Source organism: Stakelama pacifica (genome assembly GCF_004361835.1).
Lineage (GTDB): Bacteria > Pseudomonadota > Alphaproteobacteria > Sphingomonadales > Sphingomonadaceae > Sphingomonas > Sphingomonas pacifica.
Map to the genome: position 1 here is coordinate 1 of NZ_SNWD01000003.1, position 23,026 is coordinate 23,026.

At 60.5% G+C, this 23,026-nt stretch carries 18 protein-coding genes and 1 pseudogene; 16 read left to right on the forward strand and 3 right to left on the reverse strand.

Annotated features, from left to right (window positions below):
* Positions 1-98: 98 nt before the first annotated feature.
* From EV664_RS05855 to EV664_RS05905, 10 genes are all read left to right on the forward strand, one after another.
* Positions 99-1,529: an efflux RND transporter permease subunit gene (locus tag EV664_RS05855; protein ID WP_308423517.1), complete on the forward strand. Its 1,431-nt coding sequence runs from the start codon at positions 99-101 to the stop codon at positions 1,527-1,529.
* Between the two features lie 163 nt (positions 1,530-1,692).
* Positions 1,693-2,331, forward strand: coding sequence for a cation diffusion facilitator family transporter (locus EV664_RS05860; RefSeq protein WP_120324998.1), 639 nt, complete (start codon positions 1,693-1,695; stop codon positions 2,329-2,331).
* 233 nt (positions 2,332-2,564) lie between these two features.
* On the forward strand, positions 2,565-3,008 hold the full coding sequence (locus EV664_RS05865; RefSeq protein ID WP_067468590.1) for a CBS domain-containing protein: 444 nt from the start codon (positions 2,565-2,567) through the stop codon (positions 3,006-3,008).
* A 581-nt stretch (positions 3,009-3,589) separates the two neighbouring features.
* On the forward strand, positions 3,590-4,825 hold the full coding sequence (locus tag EV664_RS05875) for a TolC family protein (RefSeq protein WP_133495052.1): 1,236 nt from the start codon (positions 3,590-3,592) through the stop codon (positions 4,823-4,825).
* Positions 4,822-6,339 (forward strand): efflux RND transporter periplasmic adaptor subunit, encoded by a 1,518-nt coding sequence (locus tag EV664_RS05880; RefSeq protein WP_133494781.1) that lies wholly within the window; start codon positions 4,822-4,824, stop codon positions 6,337-6,339. The genes EV664_RS05875 and EV664_RS05880 overlap by 4 nt, the downstream gene beginning before the upstream one ends.
* The gene (locus EV664_RS05885) at positions 6,336-9,503 is read left to right on the forward strand and encodes an efflux RND transporter permease subunit (RefSeq protein WP_133494782.1); all 3,168 of its coding nucleotides are present in this window, start codon (positions 6,336-6,338) and stop codon (positions 9,501-9,503) included. The genes EV664_RS05880 and EV664_RS05885 overlap by 4 nt, the downstream gene beginning before the upstream one ends.
* The gene (locus EV664_RS05890) at positions 9,482-9,835 is read left to right on the forward strand and encodes a copper-binding protein (protein WP_228167085.1); all 354 of its coding nucleotides are present in this window, start codon (positions 9,482-9,484) and stop codon (positions 9,833-9,835) included. The genes EV664_RS05885 and EV664_RS05890 overlap by 22 nt, the downstream gene beginning before the upstream one ends.
* A 190-nt stretch (positions 9,836-10,025) precedes the next feature.
* On the forward strand, positions 10,026-10,502 hold the full coding sequence (locus tag EV664_RS05895) for a DUF411 domain-containing protein (RefSeq protein WP_308423515.1): 477 nt from the start codon (positions 10,026-10,028) through the stop codon (positions 10,500-10,502).
* Between the two features lie 20 nt (positions 10,503-10,522).
* On the forward strand, positions 10,523-12,907 hold the full coding sequence (locus EV664_RS05900) for a heavy metal translocating P-type ATPase (protein WP_133494783.1): 2,385 nt from the start codon (positions 10,523-10,525) through the stop codon (positions 12,905-12,907).
* A 71-nt stretch (positions 12,908-12,978) separates the two neighbouring features.
* Entirely contained in the window at positions 12,979-13,344 is a 366-nt protein-coding gene (locus EV664_RS05905; protein WP_133494784.1) for a hypothetical protein, read from the forward strand.
* Between the two features lie 59 nt (positions 13,345-13,403).
* On the opposite strand, the gene EV664_RS05910 is transcribed toward EV664_RS05905, so the two are convergent.
* Entirely contained in the window at positions 13,404-13,640 is a 237-nt protein-coding gene (locus tag EV664_RS05910) for a hypothetical protein (protein WP_133494785.1), read from the reverse strand.
* A 595-nt stretch (positions 13,641-14,235) separates the two neighbouring features.
* Positions 14,236-14,850, reverse strand: a complete 615-nt coding sequence (locus EV664_RS05915; protein ID WP_133494786.1) for a S24 family peptidase — start codon at positions 14,848-14,850, stop codon at positions 14,236-14,238.
* A gap of 120 nt (positions 14,851-14,970) precedes the next feature.
* Between EV664_RS05915 and EV664_RS05920 the strand changes: the two genes are divergently transcribed.
* On the forward strand, positions 14,971-16,092 hold the full coding sequence (locus tag EV664_RS05920; RefSeq protein ID WP_162848778.1) for an IS110 family RNA-guided transposase: 1,122 nt from the start codon (positions 14,971-14,973) through the stop codon (positions 16,090-16,092).
* A gap of 518 nt (positions 16,093-16,610) precedes the next feature.
* Here the strand turns inward: EV664_RS05920 and EV664_RS19155 are convergent.
* Positions 16,611-17,021 (reverse strand): hypothetical protein, encoded by a 411-nt coding sequence (locus EV664_RS19155; protein ID WP_162848779.1) that lies wholly within the window; start codon positions 17,019-17,021, stop codon positions 16,611-16,613.
* Here EV664_RS19155 and EV664_RS19765 point away from each other — a divergent pair.
* The 5 genes and pseudogenes from EV664_RS19765 to EV664_RS05940 form a co-directional block, all read left to right on the forward strand.
* A pseudogene (locus EV664_RS19765) lies at positions 17,010-17,111 on the forward strand (CHC2 zinc finger domain-containing protein); the annotation flags it as partial. The gene EV664_RS19155 and the pseudogene EV664_RS19765 overlap by 12 nt on opposite strands.
* 3 nt (positions 17,112-17,114) lie before the next feature.
* Complete coding sequence (locus EV664_RS05925; protein ID WP_229668160.1) at positions 17,115-17,948, forward strand: toprim domain-containing protein; 834 nt, start codon at positions 17,115-17,117, stop codon at positions 17,946-17,948.
* On the forward strand, positions 17,945-21,154 hold the full coding sequence (locus EV664_RS05930) for an RNA-directed DNA polymerase (protein ID WP_133494789.1): 3,210 nt from the start codon (positions 17,945-17,947) through the stop codon (positions 21,152-21,154). Before EV664_RS05925 ends, EV664_RS05930 begins: the two co-directional genes overlap by 4 nt.
* A complete protein-coding gene (locus tag EV664_RS05935) occupies positions 21,151-22,068 on the forward strand; it encodes a carbon-nitrogen hydrolase family protein (protein ID WP_133494790.1) in 918 nt (305 codons plus the stop codon). Before EV664_RS05930 ends, EV664_RS05935 begins: the two co-directional genes overlap by 4 nt.
* Positions 22,065-23,012, forward strand: coding sequence for a 3'-5' exonuclease (locus tag EV664_RS05940; RefSeq protein ID WP_133494791.1), 948 nt, complete (start codon positions 22,065-22,067; stop codon positions 23,010-23,012). Before EV664_RS05935 ends, EV664_RS05940 begins: the two co-directional genes overlap by 4 nt.
* Positions 23,013-23,026: the final 14 nt, after the last annotated feature.

A 23,026-nucleotide genomic window follows, 5' to 3' on the forward strand; every position in this document is an offset into this window, starting at 1 on the left:
CACCGCAAGCTCGCCGCTTAACATCCATCCCCTGACGAGGCCCGCACTCCGCTAATTTACGCCGCGAGTCGTGCCAAATGTTCTGACGACGGACAGAGATGCAAAGACGGCTTGAAGATCGGCTTGTTCGTTTTCCCGAAGTTGAACTGGTTTTCTCGAAAACCGGTACCGCAGAAGTGGCGAGCGACCCCATGCCCCCGAATATCTCCGATGCCTTCGTCATGCTTCGTCCGCGGGACGAATGGCCAGACCCCTCCAAGAACAAAGAAGAGCTTATCTCAGAGATTGAGGAGGATCTGGAAGGGCTGATCGGCAACCTGTACGAATTTACCCAACCTATCGAAATGCGCTTCAACGAATTGATTGCAGGAAGCCGCAGCGACCTTGCCGTCAAGATTTATGGAAACGATTTGGCGCAATTGACGACCGCAGCCGATGATGTCGCCGATGTTATGCGTGATGTCGAGGGTGCGGCAGACGTTCGCGTTCAACAGGTTAGCGGCTTTCCCACGCTCGACATCGCTTTTGATCGCCCGACCATCGCGCGATACGGACTGACTGTCGAGGAGGTGGCCCAATCGGTGGCGATCGCGCTTGGGGGACGGCCTGCTGGCCTCGTGTTCGAAGGCGATCGCCGGTTCGACGTCGTTGTGCGGCTGCAAGATGCCACCCGAAACGATTTCGACCAGCTCGGGGCTCTCCCGATCGTCCTTGAAAACGGTGTCACCGTTCCGCTGCGCACGCTGGCCGATTTTCAGGTGGTCGACGGCCTCGCGGAGGTCCGCCGCGAACAAGGGCGTCGGCTCGTGATCGTATCAGCCAATGTGCGCGAACGTGACCTCGGGTCGTTTGTTGAGGAAGCACAGGCCGGTGTCGCGGCCCAAGTTGATCTGCCGCCCGCATCTTTCATCGAATGGGGTGGCCAGTATCAAAACCTGCAAGAAGCACAGGCACGGTTAGCTATAGTTGTCCCTGTCTGCTTCGCCCTCGTTCTGCTCCTCCTGTTCATGGCGCTCGGCGGCTGGGTTCCGGCGCTTGCGGTATTCAGCGCCATACCCATGGCCCTCGCTGGCGGCGTCTTCGCACTGGCTTTGAGAGGCATGCCGTTTTCGGTGTCGGCCGCGGTCGGCTTCATCGCCCTGTCGGGCGTGGCGGTGCTCAATGGCCTCGTCATGATGACCGCCATCCGCCAGCGTCTGGAAAAGGGGATGCCGCTGGATGAAGCCATCGCCGATGGCGCGCTTGCGCGTCTGCGACCGGTGCTGATGACCGCACTGGTGGCCTCGCTCGGCTTCGTGCCGATGGCGATCGCCACCGGAACAGGCGCGGAAGTGCAGCGTCCATTGGCTACGGTGGTTATAGGCGGACTGATTACCGCAACTGCGCTGACTCTGTTCGTTCTGCCTGCAATCGCACGTCTCGTCCTGCACCGTTCGGATGACGAGCGCAGCTGGCGCGAGAAATGGTGGGACCGTTTGCGACGCAACGTAACGCGCGAAGAGCGGCGGGAATTAAAAGATGTGACATGACCGGAATGAGTTGGAGATGTCAAATGTTGAAAATTGCAGAAGACAAGCCGTCGTTCAGACTTCGAGCCCACGCAAATTCTCGAAGTTTCGACCACAACAGTCTTATGAGCCGGTCCATGCCGGTCGCTGCCAAAGCTTGGTGTCGCAGTGGAGGAAGTATCACATGAGCGGCGATGCAGAACTTGAGCTCGACACAGACGATAGGCGGCATACGCTTTGGATTGTCCTCTGGCTCAATGTGGCGATCGCTATAGGTTTTTTCGTTGTCGGCTATTTCGCTGATTCCAACGCATTGCTTGCAAATGGCCTGGACAATTCGTCAGACGCGATCGTCTATTTATTAAGCCTGCTGGCGTTAACCCGTTCTCGAACCTGGAAGCGCGGCGCCGCGCGCTTTTCCGGTATCATGCTCCTCATCTTCGCTGGCGGCGTCATCGCCGATGCCATTCGGCGCTTCCTCGAAGGCTCTGATCCCGGCGGTGTGATGATGATGGTGATGGCGGCGGTGGCAGGTGTGGTGAATTTGGTTTGCCTGCGAATGCTCCAGAACATGAAAAAGAAGGACGTCAATTTACGCGCTGCCACGACCTTTAGCTTCAACGATTTCATCTCTAACGGTGGGATCATCATTGCGGGCATCATCGTCATGCTTACCGGCGCGAACTGGCCCGATCTTGTCGTGGGCGTCGCCGTTGCGGGTATCGCGCTTTACGGCGGCATCGACATTTTGCGAGATGCGCATAAGGATCGCCATGACGAAGAGGGTACCGAGCACCGCAAGGGCGACGAATTTGGCAGATAACCGGCCAAGATGGTTATATTTGCGACGCGTTTGACATCCGGCTGCGAACCCTTGGTTATCTACATTGCTGATGCAGTCGGAACCCAAGCCTCCGCTATAAGAGGCGACGCCGGACAGAAATCTCAGAACGGGATAGCTTCTACGCCCCACAGGTGGCCGACATGCGCGGAACTAACACTCGGAATGCCTCGTTTCCTCCATTGAAAGCTCGATTACGAATGAGGAGATAAGCCATGAAAGCCCAAGATGTAATGACAGCTAACCCCGCATGCTGCAGTCCATCGAGCACCGTGCAAGAGGCAGCTTCATTGATGGTCGATAATGATTGCGGCGAAATCCCCGTTGTCGATGATTCCGGTGCGTTGGTGGGCGTGGTGACCGACAGGGACATCGCCTGCCGCTGTGTTGCCAAAGGCAATTCCTCCGACCAACGCGTTGAGGAGGTGATGACATCATCACCTGTTACTGTCACCGCCGATGCAAGCGTCGACGAATGCTGCACCAAGATGGAAGACAATCAGGTTCGGCGGCTTCCGGTGGTCGATGACGAAGGCAAATGCTGCGGCATCGTTGCGCAGGCCGATATCGCCAGAAGCGCAGCTGAGAAGGAAACGGGTGACCTCGTGCGCGAGGTATCCGAAGCTAGTTCGGAGCCAGCTTCGGCGGGATGCTGCTAGTCGCAAAAGACTATTTATTTTACGCGCTTAAAGCGGACGGGGCGATCTGATCGGTCCCCGTCCGCAATCGCTCGTTACTTGCCAATCGCCTCGCCCCCGACTATCTCGGGCCGGTGAAGTTCATTCGTACCTTGACCTTGATCCTTTTTGGCTTCGGACTCTTTGTCCAGGTTGGAGCGAATGCGGCAGCCCTTCCTCAGATCGAGGCGGCGGAGATGAGCGATTGTGCCGAGATGGCCGATAGCGATACATCCACCGATCCGGCAGGACCATGTTCCAGCATGACGCTCGATTGCGTGATTGCCATGAATTGCCTGCCGCCTCTGGCTCTGTCGAATGCGACTGAAATGGAGGGTGCGCCCCTTCGTTTGGTACCGAGCTACCTTGTTTCTGCGGCCCCGTGGTTTGAAACAGATTCACCGCGACCGGAATCGCCTCCTCCAAAACCAATCCTCACCGTCTAGTTTTTCCTGGAGGCGCGCTGCGCCTTTTGCGAGACTGACGAACGATGCAGCCGCACGAACCGGTCTTCGCCGGTGCGGCATGCTATGTCGTCAGCTCGCTCTGCACGAGTGAGATTTATGAACTGGCGAATTGGTTGGGTGCCGTTATCGGCCCTGCTGGTCGCGCAGGCTGCCCAAGCGCAGTCGGTCGGCTATGAAGAAACCCTTGCGGCGGCGCGGGCGGAACAGCCCATGCTTGAAGCGGGCGCTTTGCGCATTCAGGCGAGGCGCGATGCCGCGGACGCAGCGGACGAATTGCCCGATCCTCGCGTTCGTGCAGGCGTGATGAACTTGCCGGTCACCGGACCTGCGGCATTTGATCCGTATGCGCAATTACCGACGCAGCTCGCGGTGGGCATCGAGCAGGAAATTCCCAATCTTGCCAGGCGGCGAGCACGATACGGCCTTGCCGGATCCGAAATCGGTATTGCCGAAGCCCGTCTTGGCTTGTCCGAACGTTCCATCCTCGCCGAGGCGGGGACGGCTTGGATTGGCCTGTATTATGCCCAGCAGCGCCTCGCTCTTGCGCGCGACTCTCTGGACGGCTTGAGGGACTTCGTTCCGGTCGCCGTCAGTGCCGTCGCTTCGGGATCGGCTCGACCTGCCGAAAGTCTCGCGATCCGGCGCGAGCTTCTCGAAATCGAGGATGCCATTACCCGGATCGAGGCCGCGCGCGCAGCCGCGCGTGCCCGGCTGCAGCGCTATATCGCCGGAAGCGAGCCCGTCGCTGCGGGGGGCGCTCCCCTAGTTACCGTGGACCCGGAAGGGCTTCGGTTCGCGTTGGAGGCCAATCCGGAATTGCGTCTGGCGGATGCCGAGCAGCGACGAGCCGAGGCTGCAGCCGATTTGGCACGCGCTGAAAAGCGGCCTGATTTCGGTGTTAGTGTGACTTATGGCCACCGTAATCCCGATTTTGGCAGTGTCGTATCGGTCATGGGATGGGTCACTCTGCCAATCTTTACCGACAGGCGGCAGAATCCGCGCATCGCGGCGGCCGAAGCAGACGCTGCTGCCGCCTCGGCCGTGCGCGCCGACCGTCTGAGGGCGATCAGGGCCCGGTTCGAAGCCGATTTGGCTGCGTGGCGCAGCGCACTGCAGCAATGGGAACGTGCGCGTGACCAGCTTCTCCCGCTGGCGCGGGATCGTGCGCAGCTCGAAACCGCCAGCTTCGCTGCTGGCCGCGCCGGTCTGGTCGATGTGATCGCGGCCAAATCTGCGCTGGCATTGCTTGAACTCGAGATCCTCGAACGCGAACAGATGGCTGTCGAAGCCGCTGCAATTCTACGTCTTACTTATGGGGAGGACAGGCCATGAAAGCCGTGTTCGAACGTCTTTCGCCGCGCCAGCGTTCTTATGCAGCGGCGGCGGGTATAGCCCTGATCAGCCTGGGGGCTGGCTACGGTCTGTCGATGCTCGGCGGCGGCAGCGATGGCGGTGACGCCGCTGCCGATGCCGGCTGCGAAGAAGTGCTCTACTGGTACGATCCGATGGTGCCGGATCAGCGGTTCGACGAACCCGGGAAATCCCCGTTCATGGACATGCAGCTGGTTCCCAAATGCGCTGGTGGCGATGCGCAGGCTGGCGAAGGGGTCAGCATCGATTCCGGAATGGTCCAGAACTTCGGGGTTCGCACTGCCGAGGCCGAATACGGCGTGCTGGAACCGGAAACAACGGTGACCGGCACGCTTGCCTATAATGGCAGCGAGGTAGCGATCGTCCAGCCACGCGCGGGCGGCTATGTTCAGCGAACATACGGCCACGCCCCGCAGGATCTGATCGCAAGAGGCGCGCCGATCGTCGATTTGCTGGTGCCTGAATGGGGCGGCGCCCAACAGGAATTTCTTGCCGTGGCGGCCACCGGCGACGCGGCGCTTACCAGTGCTGCCCGGCAGCGCCTGCGACTGCTCGGGATGCCGGAAGGCGTGATCTCCTCGGTTGCTCGAAGCGGCAGACCGCAATCGACGATCACCGTCACCGCGCCGCAATCGGGCGCGATTACCTCGCTCGGTGTAAGGCCGGGCATGACCGTCATGGCGGGGCAAAGCCTCGCCGAAATCAGCGGCTACAGCCCGATCTGGCTCGAGGCCGCCGTGCCCGAGGCCCTTGCGGGAAGCGCCCGCGTGGGACAGCCGGTAAGCGCGACGCTCACCGCTTTTCCTGGCGAGCGATTTGCAGGGCGGATCATTGCCATCCTGCCGAGTGCGCAGGACGCAAGCCGGACGATTACCGTGCGCGCGGCGATGCCCAACCCCGGCCTTCGCCTGAAACCGGGCATGTTTGCGCAGGTCACGATCGCTCCTGAACGGCGTGAAGCATTGCTCATCCCGTCGGAGGCCGTGATCCGCACCGGCGAACGCACGCTAGTTATGATTACGCAGGAGGCCGGAGGATATCGCCCTGCCGAAGTCCGGGTCGGGCGAGAATCAGGCGGTCGGACCGAAGTTCTCGCGGGGCTCGCGGCAGGCGAGCAGGTCGTTACCTCCGGCCAATTCCTGCTCGATTCCGAAGCCAGCCTTGCGGGTATCGATGTGCGTCCCATCGACGATGCACCGACGGCTGCCGGTGAAGAAGGCGCACAGGCGCAGGCGGATGCGGACGAGCCGCGCACCTATCGGGCCACCGGCACGATCGAACGCATCACTGCCCGCAGCATCACCTTGCGGCACGGGCCGGTCAAAGCTCTGGAATGGCCAGCCATGACGATGGGTTTTGCCACTGAAGGTCCGGCTCAGGTTCGCGGTTTTCAAAGCGGCGACCGGGTAACCTTTACCTTCGTTCAGGCGAGCACCGGTCCGCGCATCGTCTCGATCCGGAAGACCGGCCAATGATTGCGCGGATCATTGACAGTTCGATCGCCAACCGCCTGTTCGTGGTTCTGGCGGCGATCGGCCTGGCTCTCGCCGGCTTCTGGGCAGTGCGGACCACCCCTGTCGATGCGCTTCCCGATTTGTCCGACGTGCAGGTGGTTATCCGCTCCAACTATGCCGGGCAGGCCCCGCGTATCGTGGAGGATCAGGTTACCTATCCACTGGCGACGACCATGCTCTCGGTGCCGGGAGCAAAGACCGTGCGCGGTTATTCGTTTTTCGGCGATAGCTATGTCTACGTAATCTTCGAGGACGGGACCGATCTCTACTGGGCGCGCTCGCGCGTGCTCGAATATCTCAACCAGGTCCAGAACCGCTTGCCTGACGGCGTCGAGAGTACGCTTGGCCCCGACGCAACCGGTGTGGGATGGATTTACGAGTATGCCCTGGTTGACCGCAACGGGGGTCACGACCTTGCAGGGCTGCGAAGCCTGCAGGACTGGTTTCTGCGTTACGAACTGAAGACCATTCCGGGCATCGCCGAAGTCGCCAGCGTGGGGGGCATGGTCAAGCAGTATCAGATCGTCCTCGATCCTTACCGCATGGCCTCGCTCGGCGTGACTCACGCCGAAGTGGTCAAGGCGGTCCAGGCCGGCAATCAGGAGGCGGGCGGATCCATCGTCGAGATGGGCGAAGCGGAATTCATGGTGCGTTCGTCAGGCTATCTAGGCAGCCTCGATGATTTCCGCGCGATCCCTCTGCGGGCCGAAGCGGGGGGTGTCCCGGTGACGCTTGGCGATGTGGCCAATCTACAGATCGGCCCCGAACTGCGCCGCGGTATCGCCGAACTGAACGGCCAGGGCGAAGTCGCGGGCGGCATCGTTATTCTGCGGCAAGGGGCCGACGCGCGCGGTGCGATCGAGGCGGTGGAGGCGAAGCTGGAACAGTTGAAGGCGAGCCTGCCCGACGGGGTCGAGATCGTCACCACCTATGACCGTTCGCAACTGATCGACGCGTCGGTCGATAACCTCACCACCAAACTGATCGAGGAATTCATCGTCGTCGCGCTCGTGTGCCTGTTGTTCCTGTGGCACGCCCGCTCTGCGCTGGTCGCCGTGGTCACCTTGCCGCTGGGCGTTCTGGCAGCCTTTCTCGTGATGCGCTTCCAGGGCGTGAACGCCAACATCATGTCGCTCGGGGGCATTGCCATCGCGATCGGCGCGATGGTCGATGCGGCGGTGGTGATGATCGAGAACGCGCACAAACACATCGAGCGCTGGACCGAGGACAATCCCGATACGGTCATGTCGGCTAACGAGCGCTGGCGGATCGTCGCGGACGCATCGAAGGAGGTCGGCCCGGCGCTGTTTTTCAGTCTGCTGATCATTACCCTGTCCTTCCTGCCTGTCTTCACCTTGCAGGCGCAGGAGGGGCGGCTCTTCGCTCCGCTGGCCTTTACCAAGACATATGCGATGGCGGCGGCGGCGATCCTGTCGGTCACGCTGGTTCCAGTGCTGATGGGATGGCTGATCCGGGGCAAGATCCCGCGGGAAGACAGCAATCCGATCAACAAGGCGCTGACCCGTGCCTATCAGCCGGGGCTCGACTCGGTAATGCGGCGTCCGAAAGCGACGCTGGTCATTGCCGGACTGCTCTTCGCGACGACGTTGGTGCCCTTCACGCGGCTGGGCGGCGAATTCCTGCCTCCGCTCGATGAGGGCGATCTGCTCTACATGCCGAGCGCGCTTCCCGGGCTTTCGCCGGGTGAGGCATCGGCACTGCTTCAGCGGACCGACCGCCTGATCAAGACCGTTCCCGAAGTCGACACCGTTTTCGGCAAGGCCGGCCGCGCTGACACCGCCACCGATCCCGCGCCGCTGACGATGTTTGAGACGACGATCAGCTTCAAGCCGCGCGAGGAATGGCGCGAGGGGATGACGCCCGACAAGCTGGTCGAGGAACTCGACCGGGTGGTCCGGGTCCCGGGCCTCGCCAATGTCTGGGTGCCCCCGATCCGCAACCGCATCGACATGCTCGCGACAGGCATCAAAAGCCCGATCGGGGTCAAGGTCTCAGGCGAGGATCTGGGCGAGATCGAACGCGTGGCGCTTCAGGTCGAACAGATTGCCAAACAGGTACCAGGTGTCAGTTCGGCGCTCGCTGAAAGACTTTCGGGCGGGCGCTACGTCGATGTCGATATCAATCGCCTGGAAGCGGCCCGCTACGGGCTCAACATCGCCGACGTGCAACAGATCGTCTCGGGTGCGATCGGCGGTGCCAATGTCGGGCTCACGGTCGAGGGGCTGGCACGCTATCCGGTCAACGTGCGCTATCCGCGCGAGATTCGCGACAGCGTCGATGAGCTGCGCAACCTTCCGGTTCTGACCCCTGCGGGACAGCAGATCACGCTTGGCACAGTGGCGGATGTCCGCGTGACCAGCGGTCCGCCCATGCTCAAGAGCGAGCAGGGCAGGCCGACCAGCTATGTCTATGTCGACGTGCGCGGGCGCGATCTCACCTCGGTGGTGGGCGATTTGCAGGAAGCAATCGGAGCCGAGGTCGATCTGCCCGCCGGCGTCAGCCTGTCCTATGCTGGGCAGTTCGAATATTTGACCCGCGCCTACGAGCGGTTGCAGATCCTCGTGCCGGCGACGCTGGCGATCATTTTCCTGCTACTTTACCTGATCTTCCGCCGCTTCGACGAGGCGCTGCTGATCATGGGCACGCTGCCATTCGCGCTGACTGGCGGGTTCTGGCTGCTCTACCTTATGGGATACAACCAATCCGTCGCCACCGCCGTCGGGTTCATTGCGCTGGCAGGCGTGTCAGCGGAGTTCGGCGTGGTCATGCTGATCTACCTCAAGGCCGCACTCGAGCGGCGCGGCGCCAATCCGGACGCGACCGACGTGAGCGAAGCCATTCGCGAAGGCGCGTTGCTGCGGGTCCGGCCCAAAGCGATGACGGTTGCGGTCATTCTTGCCGGCCTGTTTCCGATCCTGATCGGAACGGGTGCGGGCTCGGAAGTGATGAGCCGGATCGCCGCACCGATGATCGGCGGGATGATCACCGCTCCGCTGCTGTCAATGTTCCTTCTTCCCGCCGCATACCTCTTGTTGCGGCGCCCCCGGATCGAAAGGCCGACCCAACCCCAAGGAGACGAAGAATGCGTAGTGCAACCCTCATGACGATGCTCGCCGCCACACTGGTGCTTGCCGCATGCGATGCGAGCGAGGAAACCGGCACCATGCCCATGGCAAGCGAGGACATGCCGATGATGCAGTCCGGCGAAGCCGGGCGTACCGCGAGCGCCGAAGGCACGATCACTGCCATCGACGCGGATGCCGGTACCATCACGGTCGATCACGGAGCGGTCCCGGCTGTCGACTGGCCTGCCATGACGATGGCGTTCGAGGCCGGGGAAGCGCTGCGCGGTGAACTCGCAGTGGGCGATGCGGTGACTTTCGAGTTCCGGACAAGCAATGCCGGTAACGAGATCATCTCGGTAACCGAGCGGTGAACGAAGCGACTTTCAGTCCGTTGAGGTATCGAATGGTTGAAAACCAGGCCCGTGCCGCCGCCATTCTTGAAAATCGATTGGCAGGCCGGGCAGAGCCCCCCGCGCCGCAATCGGTGTTCCGCCGAGCCTGACGCCTTGCCGCTCATGTCTCGACGCGAAACGCATGCGTTTGGACCCATAAGGAGTAGAAATGATGCCGAGGAACCTAGACACACCCTCTCGCCGGCTTCGCGCCGGATTTACCGCTCTGTCGCTGAGCATTCTCGCCGCATGCACCAGCGCTGTGCAGGCCGCGCCTTACGTGATGTTCCGCGATCCCCAGTGCGGATGCTGCGAGGAATGGGCCAAGCACGTCCGCGCCGAACTCGGTTACGAGGTCGCCGTGCGTGAAGACCGGCCGATGGCCGAGGTCAAGGCGGAGGCAGGCGTCCCCGGCACTCTTCGATCCTGCCACACGATGGAAATCGAGGGTTATGTCATCGAGGGCCATGTTCCGGCCCGCGAGATCGAGCGGCTGATCAAGGAGCGGCCCGAGGGCGTGCGCGGCCTCGCCGTTGCCGGAATGCCGCTGGGTTCCCCCGGCATGGAAGCGGGAGGCCGGTCGCAGCCCTTCGAAGTCGTCGCCTTCGGACCCGGCGGCGCGAAGGTCTACGCCGCCTATCCATGAATTCTCGAGAGGAGATTGCCATGCCGCAAGCGGACGATGAACATGCAATAGGCGCAGTCGCGACGCCGGGTACCGCGGTCGATCCGGTCTGCGGGATGGAGGTCGAGATCGAAGGTGCGGCACACGTGGCCGAGCACGAGGGCACGCGCCATTACTTCTGTTCGGGGCGCTGCCACGACAAGTTTCTAGCCGATCCCGATCTCTACCTCTCGGGCCGGCACCTGGATGCCGTCGAGGATGTGCGCGAAGGGACGATCTACACCTGTCCGATGCATCCGGAGATCCGCCAGCCAGGACCGGGATCGTGCCCTATCTGTGGCATGGCGCTCGAACCCGAGACGATCAGCCTCGATGAAGGTCCCGATCCCGAACTCGTCGACATGCGCCGCCGGTTCTGGGTCAGCGCGCTCCTGACCCTGCCGCTGTTCATTTATGCGATGGGGGACATGGTGCCCGGAATCGGTTTTGACCGTCTGATCGCGCCGGAATCGGCGCAATGGGCCCAGTTGCTGCTCGCAAGTCCGGTTGTGCTGTGGGGTGCCTGGCCGTTCTTCGTGCGCGCCTGGCAATCGCTCCGGACGCGCAATCTCAACATGTTCACGCTGATCGGCTTCGGCGTCGCCATCGCCTATCTCTTCAGCCTCGTCGCCACTCTCGCTCCCGACATGTTCCCCGAGGCGTTCCGCGATCACTCGGGGCGCGTGGGCGTTTATTACGAGGCGGCGGCCGTGATAACCACGCTGGTCCTGCTCGGCCAGGTGCTCGAACTGAAGGCGCGCGGGTCGACGTCCAGCGCCTTGCGGGCGCTGCTCGAGCTTGCGCCCCCAACCGCGGTCAAGATCTTCGGCGGCGGTGATGAACGCGAGGTGCCGCTCGACCAGCTGGTCACCGGCGACCGGCTTCGGGTGCGGCCCGGCGACAAGGTGCCGGTCGATGGCGAGATCGAGGAAGGGGCGAGCGCAGTCGATGAATCGATGATCAGCGGCGAACCTTTGCCGGTTGCCAAGAAGGCCGGAGATCCCGTGATTGGCGGAACGGTCAATCAGACCGGCGGCTTCGTCATGCGCGCTACCAATGTCGGCAAGGACACGATGCTGTCCAAGATCGTGCAGATGGTGGCGGCGGCTCAGCGCAGCCGAGCGCCGATACAAAGGCTGGCCGATCAGGTCGCGGGCTGGTTTGTGCCGGTTGTCATCGGCATCGCTGCGGTCACGTTCGCGGTCTGGGCTTTCTGGGGGCCGGCACCTGCGCTCGCCTATGCTTTGGTCAACGCGATCGCCGTGCTCATCATCGCCTGCCCCTGCGCCCTGGGGCTTGCCACTCCAATGTCGATCATGACCGGTACGGGCAAGGGCGCGCAGCATGGCATCCTGATCCGCAATGCCGAGGCTCTCGAAACGCTCGAGAAGATCGACACGCTGGTGGTCGACAAGACAGGCACGTTGACGATGGGCAAACCCGACCTGGTTGCCGTGACCCCGATGGCCGGGATCGACGAAGCCGAGTTTCTGTCCGCCGTGGCCGCGGTTGAAATGGGCAGCGAGCATCCGCTGGCGCACGCGATCGTCGAAGGTGCGCGAGGCCGCGGCATATCGCCTGCCAGCGCCACCGCGCTCTCGTCGACGACCGGCGAAGGCGTGGAAGCGACGGTCGGCGAGCGGCGGGTCGCGATCGGCAACGAGAAGCTGATGCAAAGCGTTGGCATCACCGATGAGGACTGGCTAGCCTCCGCCCGGGATGGCCGCGAGCAGGGCCGCACCGTGATGTTCGTGGCGTTTGATGGGCAGCCGGCGGGGCTCCTCGCCGTCGCCGATCCGATCAAGCCTACGAGCGCCAGTGCCATTGCGGCGCTTCACCAGCGCGGAATCCGCGTCGTGATGCTGACCGGTGACAGCCGGGCGACGGCCGAAGCGGTGGCGCGCGAAATGGGCATCGATGAAGTGCACGCCAATGTCTCGCCGGAGGACAAGCACCGGCGGATCGAGGAGCTCAAGGCGGAAGGCCGCCGGGTTGCCATGGCAGGAGACGGCATAAACGACGCGCCCGCGCTGGCGGCCGCCGATGTCGGGATTGCCATGGGAACAGGCACCGATGTAGCAATCGAAAGCGCCGGGGTGACGCTGGTTCGCGGAGACCTCACCGGCGTGGTCCAGGCGATCGTGCTGTCACGTGCGACGATGCGCAATATCCGGCAAAATCTGTTCTTCGCCTTCGCCTACAACACGCTCGGTATTCCGGTTGCTGCAGGTGTGCTGTTTCCCTTTACCGGCTTACTGCTGAACCCGATGATCGCTGCGGCGGCGATGAGCCTCTCCTCGGTATCAGTGATCGGCAACGCGCTGCGTCTGCGTCGTCTGCGATTGTCGGCGTCGCAGACCAGCTCGCCTGAGGAAAGCGTTTGGTGAAGCTCGATAGTCCCGAAAGCTAGCTGGCGATTTCCTGTCACCTAATCGCGTTTCTTTGAAGGATGCTGCAGATGCCGTTCTACTCCATGGACGAGCTCTCTGCATGGCAGATCGTCGTCAGTTGCAACTTCGCTTCTCTCGGGGACGCGGGCCTCATTGTTTTCGCCTATGTTATCGCATCCCTGGCGGCGAACGGTTGCTATTGGCTACGCAGCCCGAAGCAACGTTCGCTGACGGTCTTTCTGGGAACCGGGCAAATTGTCCCGTTTGCTCTAAAATTTGTCGCGTTACGGGTACCGTGGGGTTGGAACTATCCCGAGCGGATGCTCATATTGTTGGGGATCGGAGTGATCCTTCCGATCATGTGGGGGGTCGTCCCGCTGCTCGCGGTTGGCCTCACGGCCTGCTCTTTGCGTGAACCGCCTGTCGATCAATGAATATAGATGAAAGAAGATTGTATGGCAAAACGCAGATCGAAAGGTGAACACTACGGAAATTACATCCGCTTCAGGTAATGATCGGCACGTCTACTGTCTTCATATTCGGACTGATGTACCTCAACGCCGATCACATTTTCCGGAGCGACGCGCGCTTCTGGAAGGCGTTTGTTCTCGGCGCTGCGATGATGGCAGTGATGGATTGGATTCCACTTGGCGAGAATCGCTTCGATGTCCGCTTTCGGGAAATTGGTGTGAGCGGGTGAACGACCAAAATGGGGGCGCAAAGCGGTCATCCTAGGAATGAAAAGGTTGTGTCCTCCCCTGCCCTAAAGTCGGCCACCTCTGTTCGAATCCTCAGGCGGGACTCGAACTCACCTTAAATAAATGGGATCTTTCCGACCAATCCCGTTACGGAAGGGCTGGAGCACGCCGTTGCACTAGCGTGAGAATCCGGCTGTGAGCCACCGATCGCAGCTGGGGGCATCGCCTGATTTCGCACTGCCCGAGGATACCCCCAAAATACCCCCATAAAGGCTCCGGCTTCAAGCGAACACATGCGGACGTATACGGCTCCAAGCGGATTGGCGTGGTAGCACAACTGCTATTGAAAACAGCAATTCGAGTCGGAAATCCGGACCCATGCGAACACAAGCGAACCTATGTGGAAGCTATTTCCTGGTAGCGGAGGAGGGATCCACCAATCTCGCTTAAGCATCTGTTAAAACGTCATTTCTCTTTCAGCTTCGCCAAGAATACCCCCTGTGATACCCCCACCTTGGGACCTTTGCGATGAGCGGAAATTCGATCGCGGCAAACCGTTCGACTTATCCCGAGCGGTGAGCATTCACTGCGCAACTTGGCGTATGTCGCAGGCAGCATAGCTCCCACTCACGACACCTGAGATCCAATCCAGATCACTCTGCCGACGACATTGATCGCCTTTCGCTGAACACCGTTCCAGCTTGGATAGGCGGGATGGTCGGTCAGGACAGAAATACGATTTTTGGTTGGGTCCAGAGCGATCCGCCTGACGAACGTCTCTGACGATCCCCGGACAGCGTAGAGCCCGTCTTGAAGGGCATCGTGAGAGCGCAGCCTTTGGATTATGACTTCGTCGCCATTCTGCAGGGTCGGCTGCATAGCCTCACCAGCAATGGGTAAGATCGCCAAACCTGCAGGCCTGTTGCATAGGCGTCTTAGCCAGGCTTCATCGACGATCCGAGATCGTTCCTGTGCGATTTCCAAGCCCTTGGCCTCAATTACCGGCACAGTGATGACCGAACGTCGCGGAGTTGAAGGGCTCTCTTTTCCCCCGAGCAGTTTGGCAGGAACATCGAAATGCAGAGCCAGCTGAGCGATGTCGCTTTGATCGAGACGCGCGGGCGTGCCGCGCTTGATGTATTGCTGGATATAGGCGGTGTTTCGGCCAAGTAGACGCGAAACCGCAGCGTACGTCTCTTCCCGCTCGCGGATCAAATCATCAAGCGCTTGCCTTGGGGTCATCCTATCCACTCCTAGCATATCCTATTCCACTATCACGCCAGAGCGGACAATTCCTACTCGGCGAGTTGCGCGGGCCAACCTAAGTTGGGCTTTCTGGATAGGTTTCGAAGGAGGCGCTGGTTGGTTTATCAGCACTACTGGGTGGGGCTCGATGCGGGGCATCTCGAAACAGCCGTTTGCCTCATCGACGCAGAGGGCGGGATCCTCTTTGAAGCGATATGCGAAACGAAATCCGGTCCCATCAGAGATATTCTGCGGAGCTTTGGCGTCGAGGCAGCGCAGTGCCTCACGATCGAGGCCGGCAATGGCACCCAGATGGTTCGAGAACTGCGTTCATACGGATTTCCTGTTCAGGTGGTCGATGTACGCAAATCGAGCAAGTTCCTGGCAATCAGGCGACAGAAAACAGATGTCCACGATGCTCGAGGGCTCGCAGAGCTCGGGCGGCTCGCTCGATCGATGGGGTCGCAGGTTTTCGTGAAGCCGATGGAACATCAGAATATCCGAACCCTGATCAATGTTCGGAGAACTATGCTGAAGAACCGCGCCAGGACAGATGCGCTCATCCAATCAATTTTCAGGTTATACGGCGGGAACGTGAAACTCCTGAACGGAAGGGGTGCGCTAGCCGCCGAGGTGAACGACCAGGTGCGGAAAATGCGACAGCACGGGCTTGAGATCGGGGTCAATCTGCAACCGCTCGTCGAGATTGCCGAAGCTCTGAGAGAGCAGATCTCCATTCTTGACCGGCAGATGCGCGACATCGCATCGAACAATCCTACATGTCGCAATTTCCAAACGATCCCCGGCGTCGGAGCTGTGATCGCGCTTTCGTTCTACAGTGCCATCGGCGATCCATATCGATTTGAGCGGAGCCGTGACGTTGGAGCATACTTGGGCCTGACCCCAACCCTATATCAGTCAGGCGCCACTTCACGCCGGGGACGTATCAGTCGGCACGGGAACAAGCTGACACGGATGCACCTGATTACCGCTGCCACCGTGCTACTTTGCAGGATTGAGATCGAAAGCCGTCTCCGCACTTGGGGTCTCGAGCTGGCCCAGCGGGTTGGGTTCCTGAAAGCGCGCGTTGCCGTGGCCAGGAAGCTTGCGGTGATCATGCTCGGAATGTGGAAATCAGGTTCGCCTTTTCGCCCAGACGGCACCTCTTCGCTGTTCCTCCAGCAGGAGGAGGCAGGCTTGGACCCCGTTCTGATTTCTGGGACGCAGATCTCGTTGTAGGTAGTTGGGTCAAGCCTGCCGTCAATCGCAGCGTTAACTTCAGACAACGGCTCATAATGTCGCAAACTTGCAGCATTATCCCCTGAAACAGCGTTACGGTGTCAAAATTGACACATTAAGGGCGGACGGAGTGGCACGAGACTGTAAGGTCACGCTCGGGATCACGGATCTGAAACTCAACCAACTGGCAATTTCCATGCGGCTAATCGAAAGATAGACGCGTTAAATCTAAGATCGATTGGCGGTTTCACCAAGTCTGCTGCGTCGTACGATCCGGAGGGCTCCTTTCAGCAGTACATACGGGATTGCGGACGTTCGCTAGGGAAAAAACGTCGTGTCGGTTTCGCGCGCGATTATCGCCGCTCGCGGCCGTTTTTAGCGTGCCCAAAGGCTGCCGACGATAAAGAAAATTGGACTCGCGGTGACAGACGAGTGGCCGCCGCCGACTAGTTTTGTTCAGCTGTCTTTGATCAGGGTGCTATGTCTGCGCTTGCCGTGTGCGCGTGGGGATGTCAGCATCAAGATCGATTTGAAAAGGCGATAATACTATTTAAGTCATCTCCAAGATCCGTCGACCGTTGAGTGGTCGACGTCTGGTCAGGACTGAGAAATTTGAAGACTTGCAGCGCATCGCCTTCGTTGGATTCGGTGGTGTCAAAAAAAGGGGGAAGTGTGGTGCAGTATCGCACGTCGACGGGACTATGCGGCAAGCCAAATTCGACTCGCACGGTTAGCCCACGGCCCGGTGCCAAGTGATTGCTCGCAGTCGCAATCGCCGGGCTGGGGTAAACAATCATGTCGGCCATGCTACGGGCAACACGCGTGTTGACGTCGAACGCATTAGAGCAGTTCCGATCGCCGCGGTCGCGGCCGAGCTGGGATTTCGGCTGAACCGGCGTGGCGGCGGACTGTGCCGATTGCCCGGCCACGAAGACCGCAGGCCGTCCTTCACGCTACGACAAAGCTCTAACAGCTTTCAATGCTTCGCCTGCGGCGGTGGCGGTTCCGTAATTGACCTCGTCATGACGATGGAGGGCCTGTCCTTTCTGCAGGCCTGTCGTTGGCTATCCGAGCGCTATCTTGGCGAACGCGACACGAGAACACTTTCGCGCAATCGCGCGTCAGCGAGCCACCTTGCGGCTCCCCGTTCGACAAAGGCGGCAACACCGACGACCGCGCCTGACCCCGAACTCTATAGCTGGATTCTCGACCGGTCGCCGCTTTGTTCGGATGGCGTCGCCTATCTAACCGCGCGCGGCTTCAGTGCCGCGACATTGCAGGCCTTTCGAATCGGGCAAATTGGCGATCGCGCGCCGTTGAGACGTGCCGCCGTTGACCATTTTGGCGAACAACGATTGCGCCGCTGCGGGCTGCTGCGCGATGGTCGCTGGGGAGCTGAGCTGGTCTTTCCCACGCGCTACCTGCTGTTTCCGTTTCTGGTCGCCGGAGTAGTTACCTATCTCCAGGCACGCCGACCTGACGCGCAATCCGACTATCGCTGGTTTTGTCCAGCGGGCTTGCTGCCGCCGGCTTACAACGTCGACGCGCTCGACGGCGATCAGGCCAACATTCTCATTTGTGAAGGCGTGACGGACACGCTCTCGGCATTCGAGATGGGGCACACGGCGATCGGTGTTATCGGCGCGAGCGCTCGCCTTGAACAACAGATTATCGCGCGGCTCCGCGGCCGTAATGTCGTGCTGGTGGGCGACCGTGACGCCGCCGGCCGAGCATTCGCGCGCGACACTGTTCGCCTGCTCAGCCAGCGGGGCATTACCGCAATTTCCCGCTCGCTGCCCGCCGACATTGATGATCTCAACGATCTCCTTCGACAGCAGAAGGGGCTCGTCCAATGACTCCGCATGAGCTCCTGCAGCTTCCCGAGACATTGCTCTGGGCGTGGCGCAAGGTGCGCCGCTGCTACCAAATCGCCGATAGTCTCTACGATCAGGCCGAGCTCGCCGCGTTTGATCTGAATCTGGAGGCCGAGTTGGAGTCGATCCGGCAAGACTTCGCAGCAGCGCGCTGGAGAGGGCGGCCGCTACGGCTGATTCCCCAGCCGAAAAAGCCTGATAAGCTTGGCAATCCGCGTCTTCGTCAATATTTCGAGCTGGCTGTCCGTGACCAGGTCGCTTGGGCTGCGGTCGCGACGGTGCTCGGGCCCGAGCTCGATCGAAAGATGCCGGCGTGGAGTTATGGAAATCGGCTTTACCGCGCCGCATGGTATGAGGACGAAGCCGCCGAGCAAGGATCGCCACAACTAAATATCGGGCCATATCGACATGCGAGCGGCCATCTTTACCGTCATTTCAAGCATAGCTGGCCGCTCTACCGTCGTCATTTGTCGCTGACAGCACGCCGCATGGTTGCTGCCCCTATCGACCTAACTGAACTCGACCATGGCGAACGCCGCGCTCTCGATCAGGCGGAAGGGCTGGTATATCTCGATGCGCAACACTGGACGCGTGAAGCTCCGCCCGGTGACACTCTCTATGCCGCGTCACTCGACCTGAAGAAATTCTATCCGTCGGTTCGGGTCGAGGCGATCCTGCGTGGCTTTACGAGCCATGTCCAAGGATTTGCGACCGATCCGGCGTTAACGTCGCTGGTTACGCAGATGTTGCGGTTTGAGGTAGACGACAACGGTTTGAATGCCGAGATGCGCGCGGCGGTCGAACCGCCCGTTTCGGCTGGTCACTATAACGGCATTCCGACCGGACTGTTCGTTGGCGGCTTCTTGGCCAATGTGGCCATGCTATCGCTCGATCTGAAAGTCGACACGCTTCTCCGCGAAAATAGGGGTATCGCGCATTTCCGGTTCGTCGACGATCACGCGGTGCTCGCCTATGACTTTGAAGAGCTGTGCAACTGGATCTCAGACTTCGCCGGGCTGCTCGAAGCCTTTGACATCGGCGCGGCCATCGAGCCCGACAAGTATGTTCCGCCCGAGCTCAAATACATTCTCGATCCCGAGACGCTGAAAGACGAGGAGGATACCGAGCGCCCACTTGAACGGGGCGAAGCGCTGATCAGTCGCGCCGCAAAGGCAGCTGCGATCAACGGGCGCAAGCCGACCGAGCTGATGACGCGCACGCTCGCCCAGGTATCGATGCTCGCGGCGACCGATTTCGATCTATTGACCGACGCGGGGCGCAGTCAACGTCTTGAGCAACTCGAATGGCTGTTGTTGGCGAACATCCCGGAGCAAGAAATCCGAGGCGACACACGGATGGCCTTTGCGGCCGCGCGAATCGCGCTTCTTACGCCCGCGCTTTTCCGGCCAGATGAGCAGCTGCTTGATGCGCATCGTACGATGCAATCCTACAAAGCGAAGAAGCAATTAAGCGAGACCGAGACGGAGATTGTCGCCGGACTCCAACAAACCATTGTCGATCTCGAAAACAGCGAACGCGCGGACTGGGAGGCCCTGCTCAAGCGCCACTTCGGCCTACTCTTCGAAGCCTTTACCGCGCACCCCGACAAGGCGCGCCTTTTCATTCGGCTGATCGACTTCTGCCGGGCAACGGGGCATGAAGGATTCGGACGCCTGTCTGTGTGGATGGGTGAGCACGCCAACGGCCAATACTCCCTGCTGCAAACTTATCTTGGCACCTTAGCGCTCCAGCGGCTTGCCCGGCATATCCTGAGCGCTAGCGCCGATCTCACGCGAAGCCATCTCCTGCACCGTGAGCGGAGCGCAGCATTCAATTTTATCGACAACCTGCTGCGCGCTGACCTAGATCGCTTCCTGCCTGTTGGTCTGGCGGACGCTCCGCTTCAGCGCTTCGAACGCGATGCTAGGAATGCGCTTGTCGCAGCGCTTGTGTTAGGAGCATTTGAAGTTGAGACGCCCCATCCGGGTTTGGCAGCTGCGATGCGCAAGCGGGCGAGCTCGATCCTCTCTTCGACGCCCGACCCTAGCACGCTCGCCTTGGTGACGAACCACTCGATTGGCACGTGGTATCACTGGCTGCTGAGCTCGACACGCGCCCACCGAGACGCGCCACCGCCATATTGGCAGCAAATCGCCGACGCACATCGCGAAAACGATCTTCATGATACGATCAGTCTGCGGCGTTATCCTGCTCTGCTGCCGGACTACGTTTGGACCGCGATGAACTCGGACACAACACGGCTCGCCTTGGACGATGCGGGATGGCTGCTGGAAGCGGCCCGCGCGAACCCGATCTCTTTCCAACGGCTCGACACGACACTTCCGGTCGTTGCTGTCGTGGAGGCGAGACTAGCGGTTCCCGAAACAGGCATGACCTTGTTCGAATGGGTTGAGACGGTCCGCGACCTGCACGCATCCGATCCTCGCCGGTCGGAATGGACGGCGCTCGAAATTGTCCGCCAGGTCGTTGATCACTTCTTGAAGCCCGACAGTGCCGACCTCTTCGCGATTCCCGAACTCGACGCGCTCGACCGACTCCATCCAGAGAGTATCATAATATCGCCAGCATGGCGTGATGTCCCCGACCACGTCAAAATCAACGGAAACATGACTTGGGAAGGCTGGCGCAAAGTCACTAGAGAACATCCAGTGCGGCTCATCGAAACGGGTCTTGAGGATTACCGCTATCGGGAAAATTTGAAGGAAAAGGATCGACAATGGCCGAGACGCCTTCGGCCGATCGGACAGCTATTGTGGGGGCTGCTGCGCTGCAGCTTCCAACTCCCAACCGCCTGGAATATCCGCGGACAAGAACGAGGGCTCATCGAAATCGTCGCAGGGGATCTTGAACGGCTGCCGATCTCATCCTTCACGCTGTCGCTCCTCCGCGCTTGCCTGCTCCCGCGATCGGTCGAGACGAGCTTCCTGATCGATTTCCCTGCCCTATTCGGCAATGAGGCGGGCCTTGCGTCCGACGACACGCAGTTCGATCGCCCGATCAAAAGCCCTGAGGCACTCGCGGCACTGCTAGGCCACGCGCAAGCCGTCCTCGTTAAAAGCCAGATGACGGTACTCGAATACCGACCCCGACAACTCATTCCGGTGCGCCTCGAAGATATCACCAAAATGGACGATGGGATCGACCCTAAGATCGAGGAACTGCTATGAGTGCCTTGCCCGCATCCGTGCTTGAAGCAAAGCTCAAGCTCGGCATAATCCAGACTTCGCTCGACCCTTTCGCCGCTTGGGCCGCGAGTTCGGCAATCCCAAAAATTTCGCAATGCGAGGAGGAGCGCGCGATCACCGAGATCCGAGCGCACTTCGCGGCCTTCCATCAAGAAAAACCGCCCCCGGATATCATCGTTTTGCCCGAGCTCGCGGTTCCGACTGGTTTCGAGGGCAAGCTGAAGACGATGGCGGCCAAGATGGAATCAGTCGTGATTGCCGGGTTCGACTATCGCGCCGACGTGCAACCCGGGCACGTCCATAACGACGCGCTGATGATCGTGCCCAAGCGGTGGCGAGGTAAGACAATCGGCGCAAAGACGATCGCGCGCCGGATCGGCAAGACCTATCCGGCACCGGCCGAGAAGGCTAAGCTCGACGCCATTCCGTGCTCGTTCGTGGAAGACCCCGCAGTCTGGCTAATCGATGGCGGAGCGATCGGGACGTTCGGCGTGATGGTCTGTTACGATTTTCTCGATCTCGAGCGGATAACTATGTACCGCGGCAGGGTCCAACACCTCTTCATCCTTGCGCTCAACCAGGACGCCACTTCGTTCCGCCATGTCGCCGAGGCAGTTGCCAGGATGGTCTTTTGCAACGTGATCATCTGCAATTGCGGATATTTCGGCGGCTCGCTTGCCGTTTCCCCCTATCGTCTCCCTGAGCATCGCACGATCTATAATCATGCCGGTGCTAAATTGGCGACGAGCCAGATCATCGAGCTTCCGGTCGGGGACCTAAGCCTGCACCAGAGCAAGTCACCGACCAATGACGACGGGAAGACCTTCAAGAGCTTGCCGCCCGGCTACACATTCTCAGTAGAGCTGTTCGAACATTCGGCAAAGATTGAAAAATGAAGTCGCTGTGGCAACGCCTCACCGGTCGTCTCGAGCGAGACGACCGGAGACAAGCTTCAAGTGTGAACGCCGAAGATGGCGAGGTGCTCGCTCGACGGCTCGAGCTGCTCGCGGGCTATCGAGTGTTGCGGGCACTTGATCACGATGTCGGTGTCGAGCGCCTACCTTGCGCTGCGGCGGGCGAACGCGTCGCGGCGGTGATCGATTGCGAGACGACCGGTCTCGATGTCGCGGCCGACCGCATGATCGAATTCGCTGCTCAACGTTTCCTGTTTGGGCCGGACGGGCGTGTTCGCGCGGTCGAGCGCGTGCAATCCTGGCGGGAGGATCCCGGTCGACCTTTGCCCGAGCGCCTTGTGCGTTTAACCGGCCTTACCGACGCCGACCTTCATGCTCACCACTTTGATGACGCGGCGATCGTCGCGCTTCTTGAAAGCGTTGATCTTATTATCGCCCATAACGCTGCGTTCGACCGTCCCTTCGTCGAGCATCGCTTTCCGAAGCTTTCAGCGTGCGCTTGGGCATGCAGCCTGTCCCAGCTCGACTGGCTCGAATTAGGCTACGACGGACGAGCGCTCGGCCATCTGCTCCTACAAAGCGGGCATTTCTTTGAAGGCCATCGCGCTGCGCAGGACGTTGTCGCGCTCACCACGCTGTTATCTCTCGAGCGGGACGATGGTCGGACGATTCTCTGGCACATGCTTGAACGCTGCGAACGCGACACATTCCGCGTCGAAGCAGTTGCAGCCCCATATGACGCCAAGGACCTGCTCAAAAGACGAGGATATCGATGGGATGCTAGCGCTCGCTATTGGTGGCGCGAAGTCGATGAGGACATGGTGGGAGCGGAATGTGATTGGCTAGATCGCCATGTCTATCGCGGTCGCGGCAAGCCCTCGCTGCGTCGGATAACAGCGCGCGATCGCTTTCGGCACAGCAAGTGAGCGGGACTTCCCGG

Coding starts and splice junctions, on each gene's coding strand:
- EV664_RS05915 (WP_133494786.1), bottom strand. CDS start 14,850: ATGACCCCAAGGCAAGCGCTTGATGATTTGATCCGCGAGCGGGAAGAG.
- EV664_RS05885 (WP_133494782.1), top strand. CDS start 6,336: ATGATTGCGCGGATCATTGACAGTTCGATCGCCAACCGCCTGTTCGTG.
- EV664_RS05860 (WP_120324998.1), top strand. CDS start 1,693: ATGAGCGGCGATGCAGAACTTGAGCTCGACACAGACGATAGGCGGCAT.
- EV664_RS05940 (WP_133494791.1), top strand. CDS start 22,065: ATGAAGTCGCTGTGGCAACGCCTCACCGGTCGTCTCGAGCGAGACGAC.
- EV664_RS05925 (WP_229668160.1), top strand. CDS start 17,115: ATGACGATGGAGGGCCTGTCCTTTCTGCAGGCCTGTCGTTGGCTATCC.
- EV664_RS05910 (WP_133494785.1), bottom strand. CDS start 13,640: ATGACCGCTTTGCGCCCCCATTTTGGTCGTTCACCCGCTCACACCAAT.
- EV664_RS05905 (WP_133494784.1), top strand. CDS start 12,979: ATGCCGTTCTACTCCATGGACGAGCTCTCTGCATGGCAGATCGTCGTC.
- EV664_RS05935 (WP_133494790.1), top strand. CDS start 21,151: ATGAGTGCCTTGCCCGCATCCGTGCTTGAAGCAAAGCTCAAGCTCGGC.
- EV664_RS05900 (WP_133494783.1), top strand. CDS start 10,523: ATGCCGCAAGCGGACGATGAACATGCAATAGGCGCAGTCGCGACGCCG.
- EV664_RS05895 (WP_308423515.1), top strand. CDS start 10,026: ATGATGCCGAGGAACCTAGACACACCCTCTCGCCGGCTTCGCGCCGGA.
- EV664_RS05880 (WP_133494781.1), top strand. CDS start 4,822: ATGAAAGCCGTGTTCGAACGTCTTTCGCCGCGCCAGCGTTCTTATGCA.
- EV664_RS05865 (WP_067468590.1), top strand. CDS start 2,565: ATGAAAGCCCAAGATGTAATGACAGCTAACCCCGCATGCTGCAGTCCA.
- EV664_RS05930 (WP_133494789.1), top strand. CDS start 17,945: ATGACTCCGCATGAGCTCCTGCAGCTTCCCGAGACATTGCTCTGGGCG.
- EV664_RS05855 (WP_308423517.1), top strand. CDS start 99: ATGCAAAGACGGCTTGAAGATCGGCTTGTTCGTTTTCCCGAAGTTGAA.
- EV664_RS05890 (WP_228167085.1), top strand. CDS start 9,482: ATGCGTAGTGCAACCCTCATGACGATGCTCGCCGCCACACTGGTGCTT.
- EV664_RS05875 (WP_133495052.1), top strand. CDS start 3,590: ATGAACTGGCGAATTGGTTGGGTGCCGTTATCGGCCCTGCTGGTCGCG.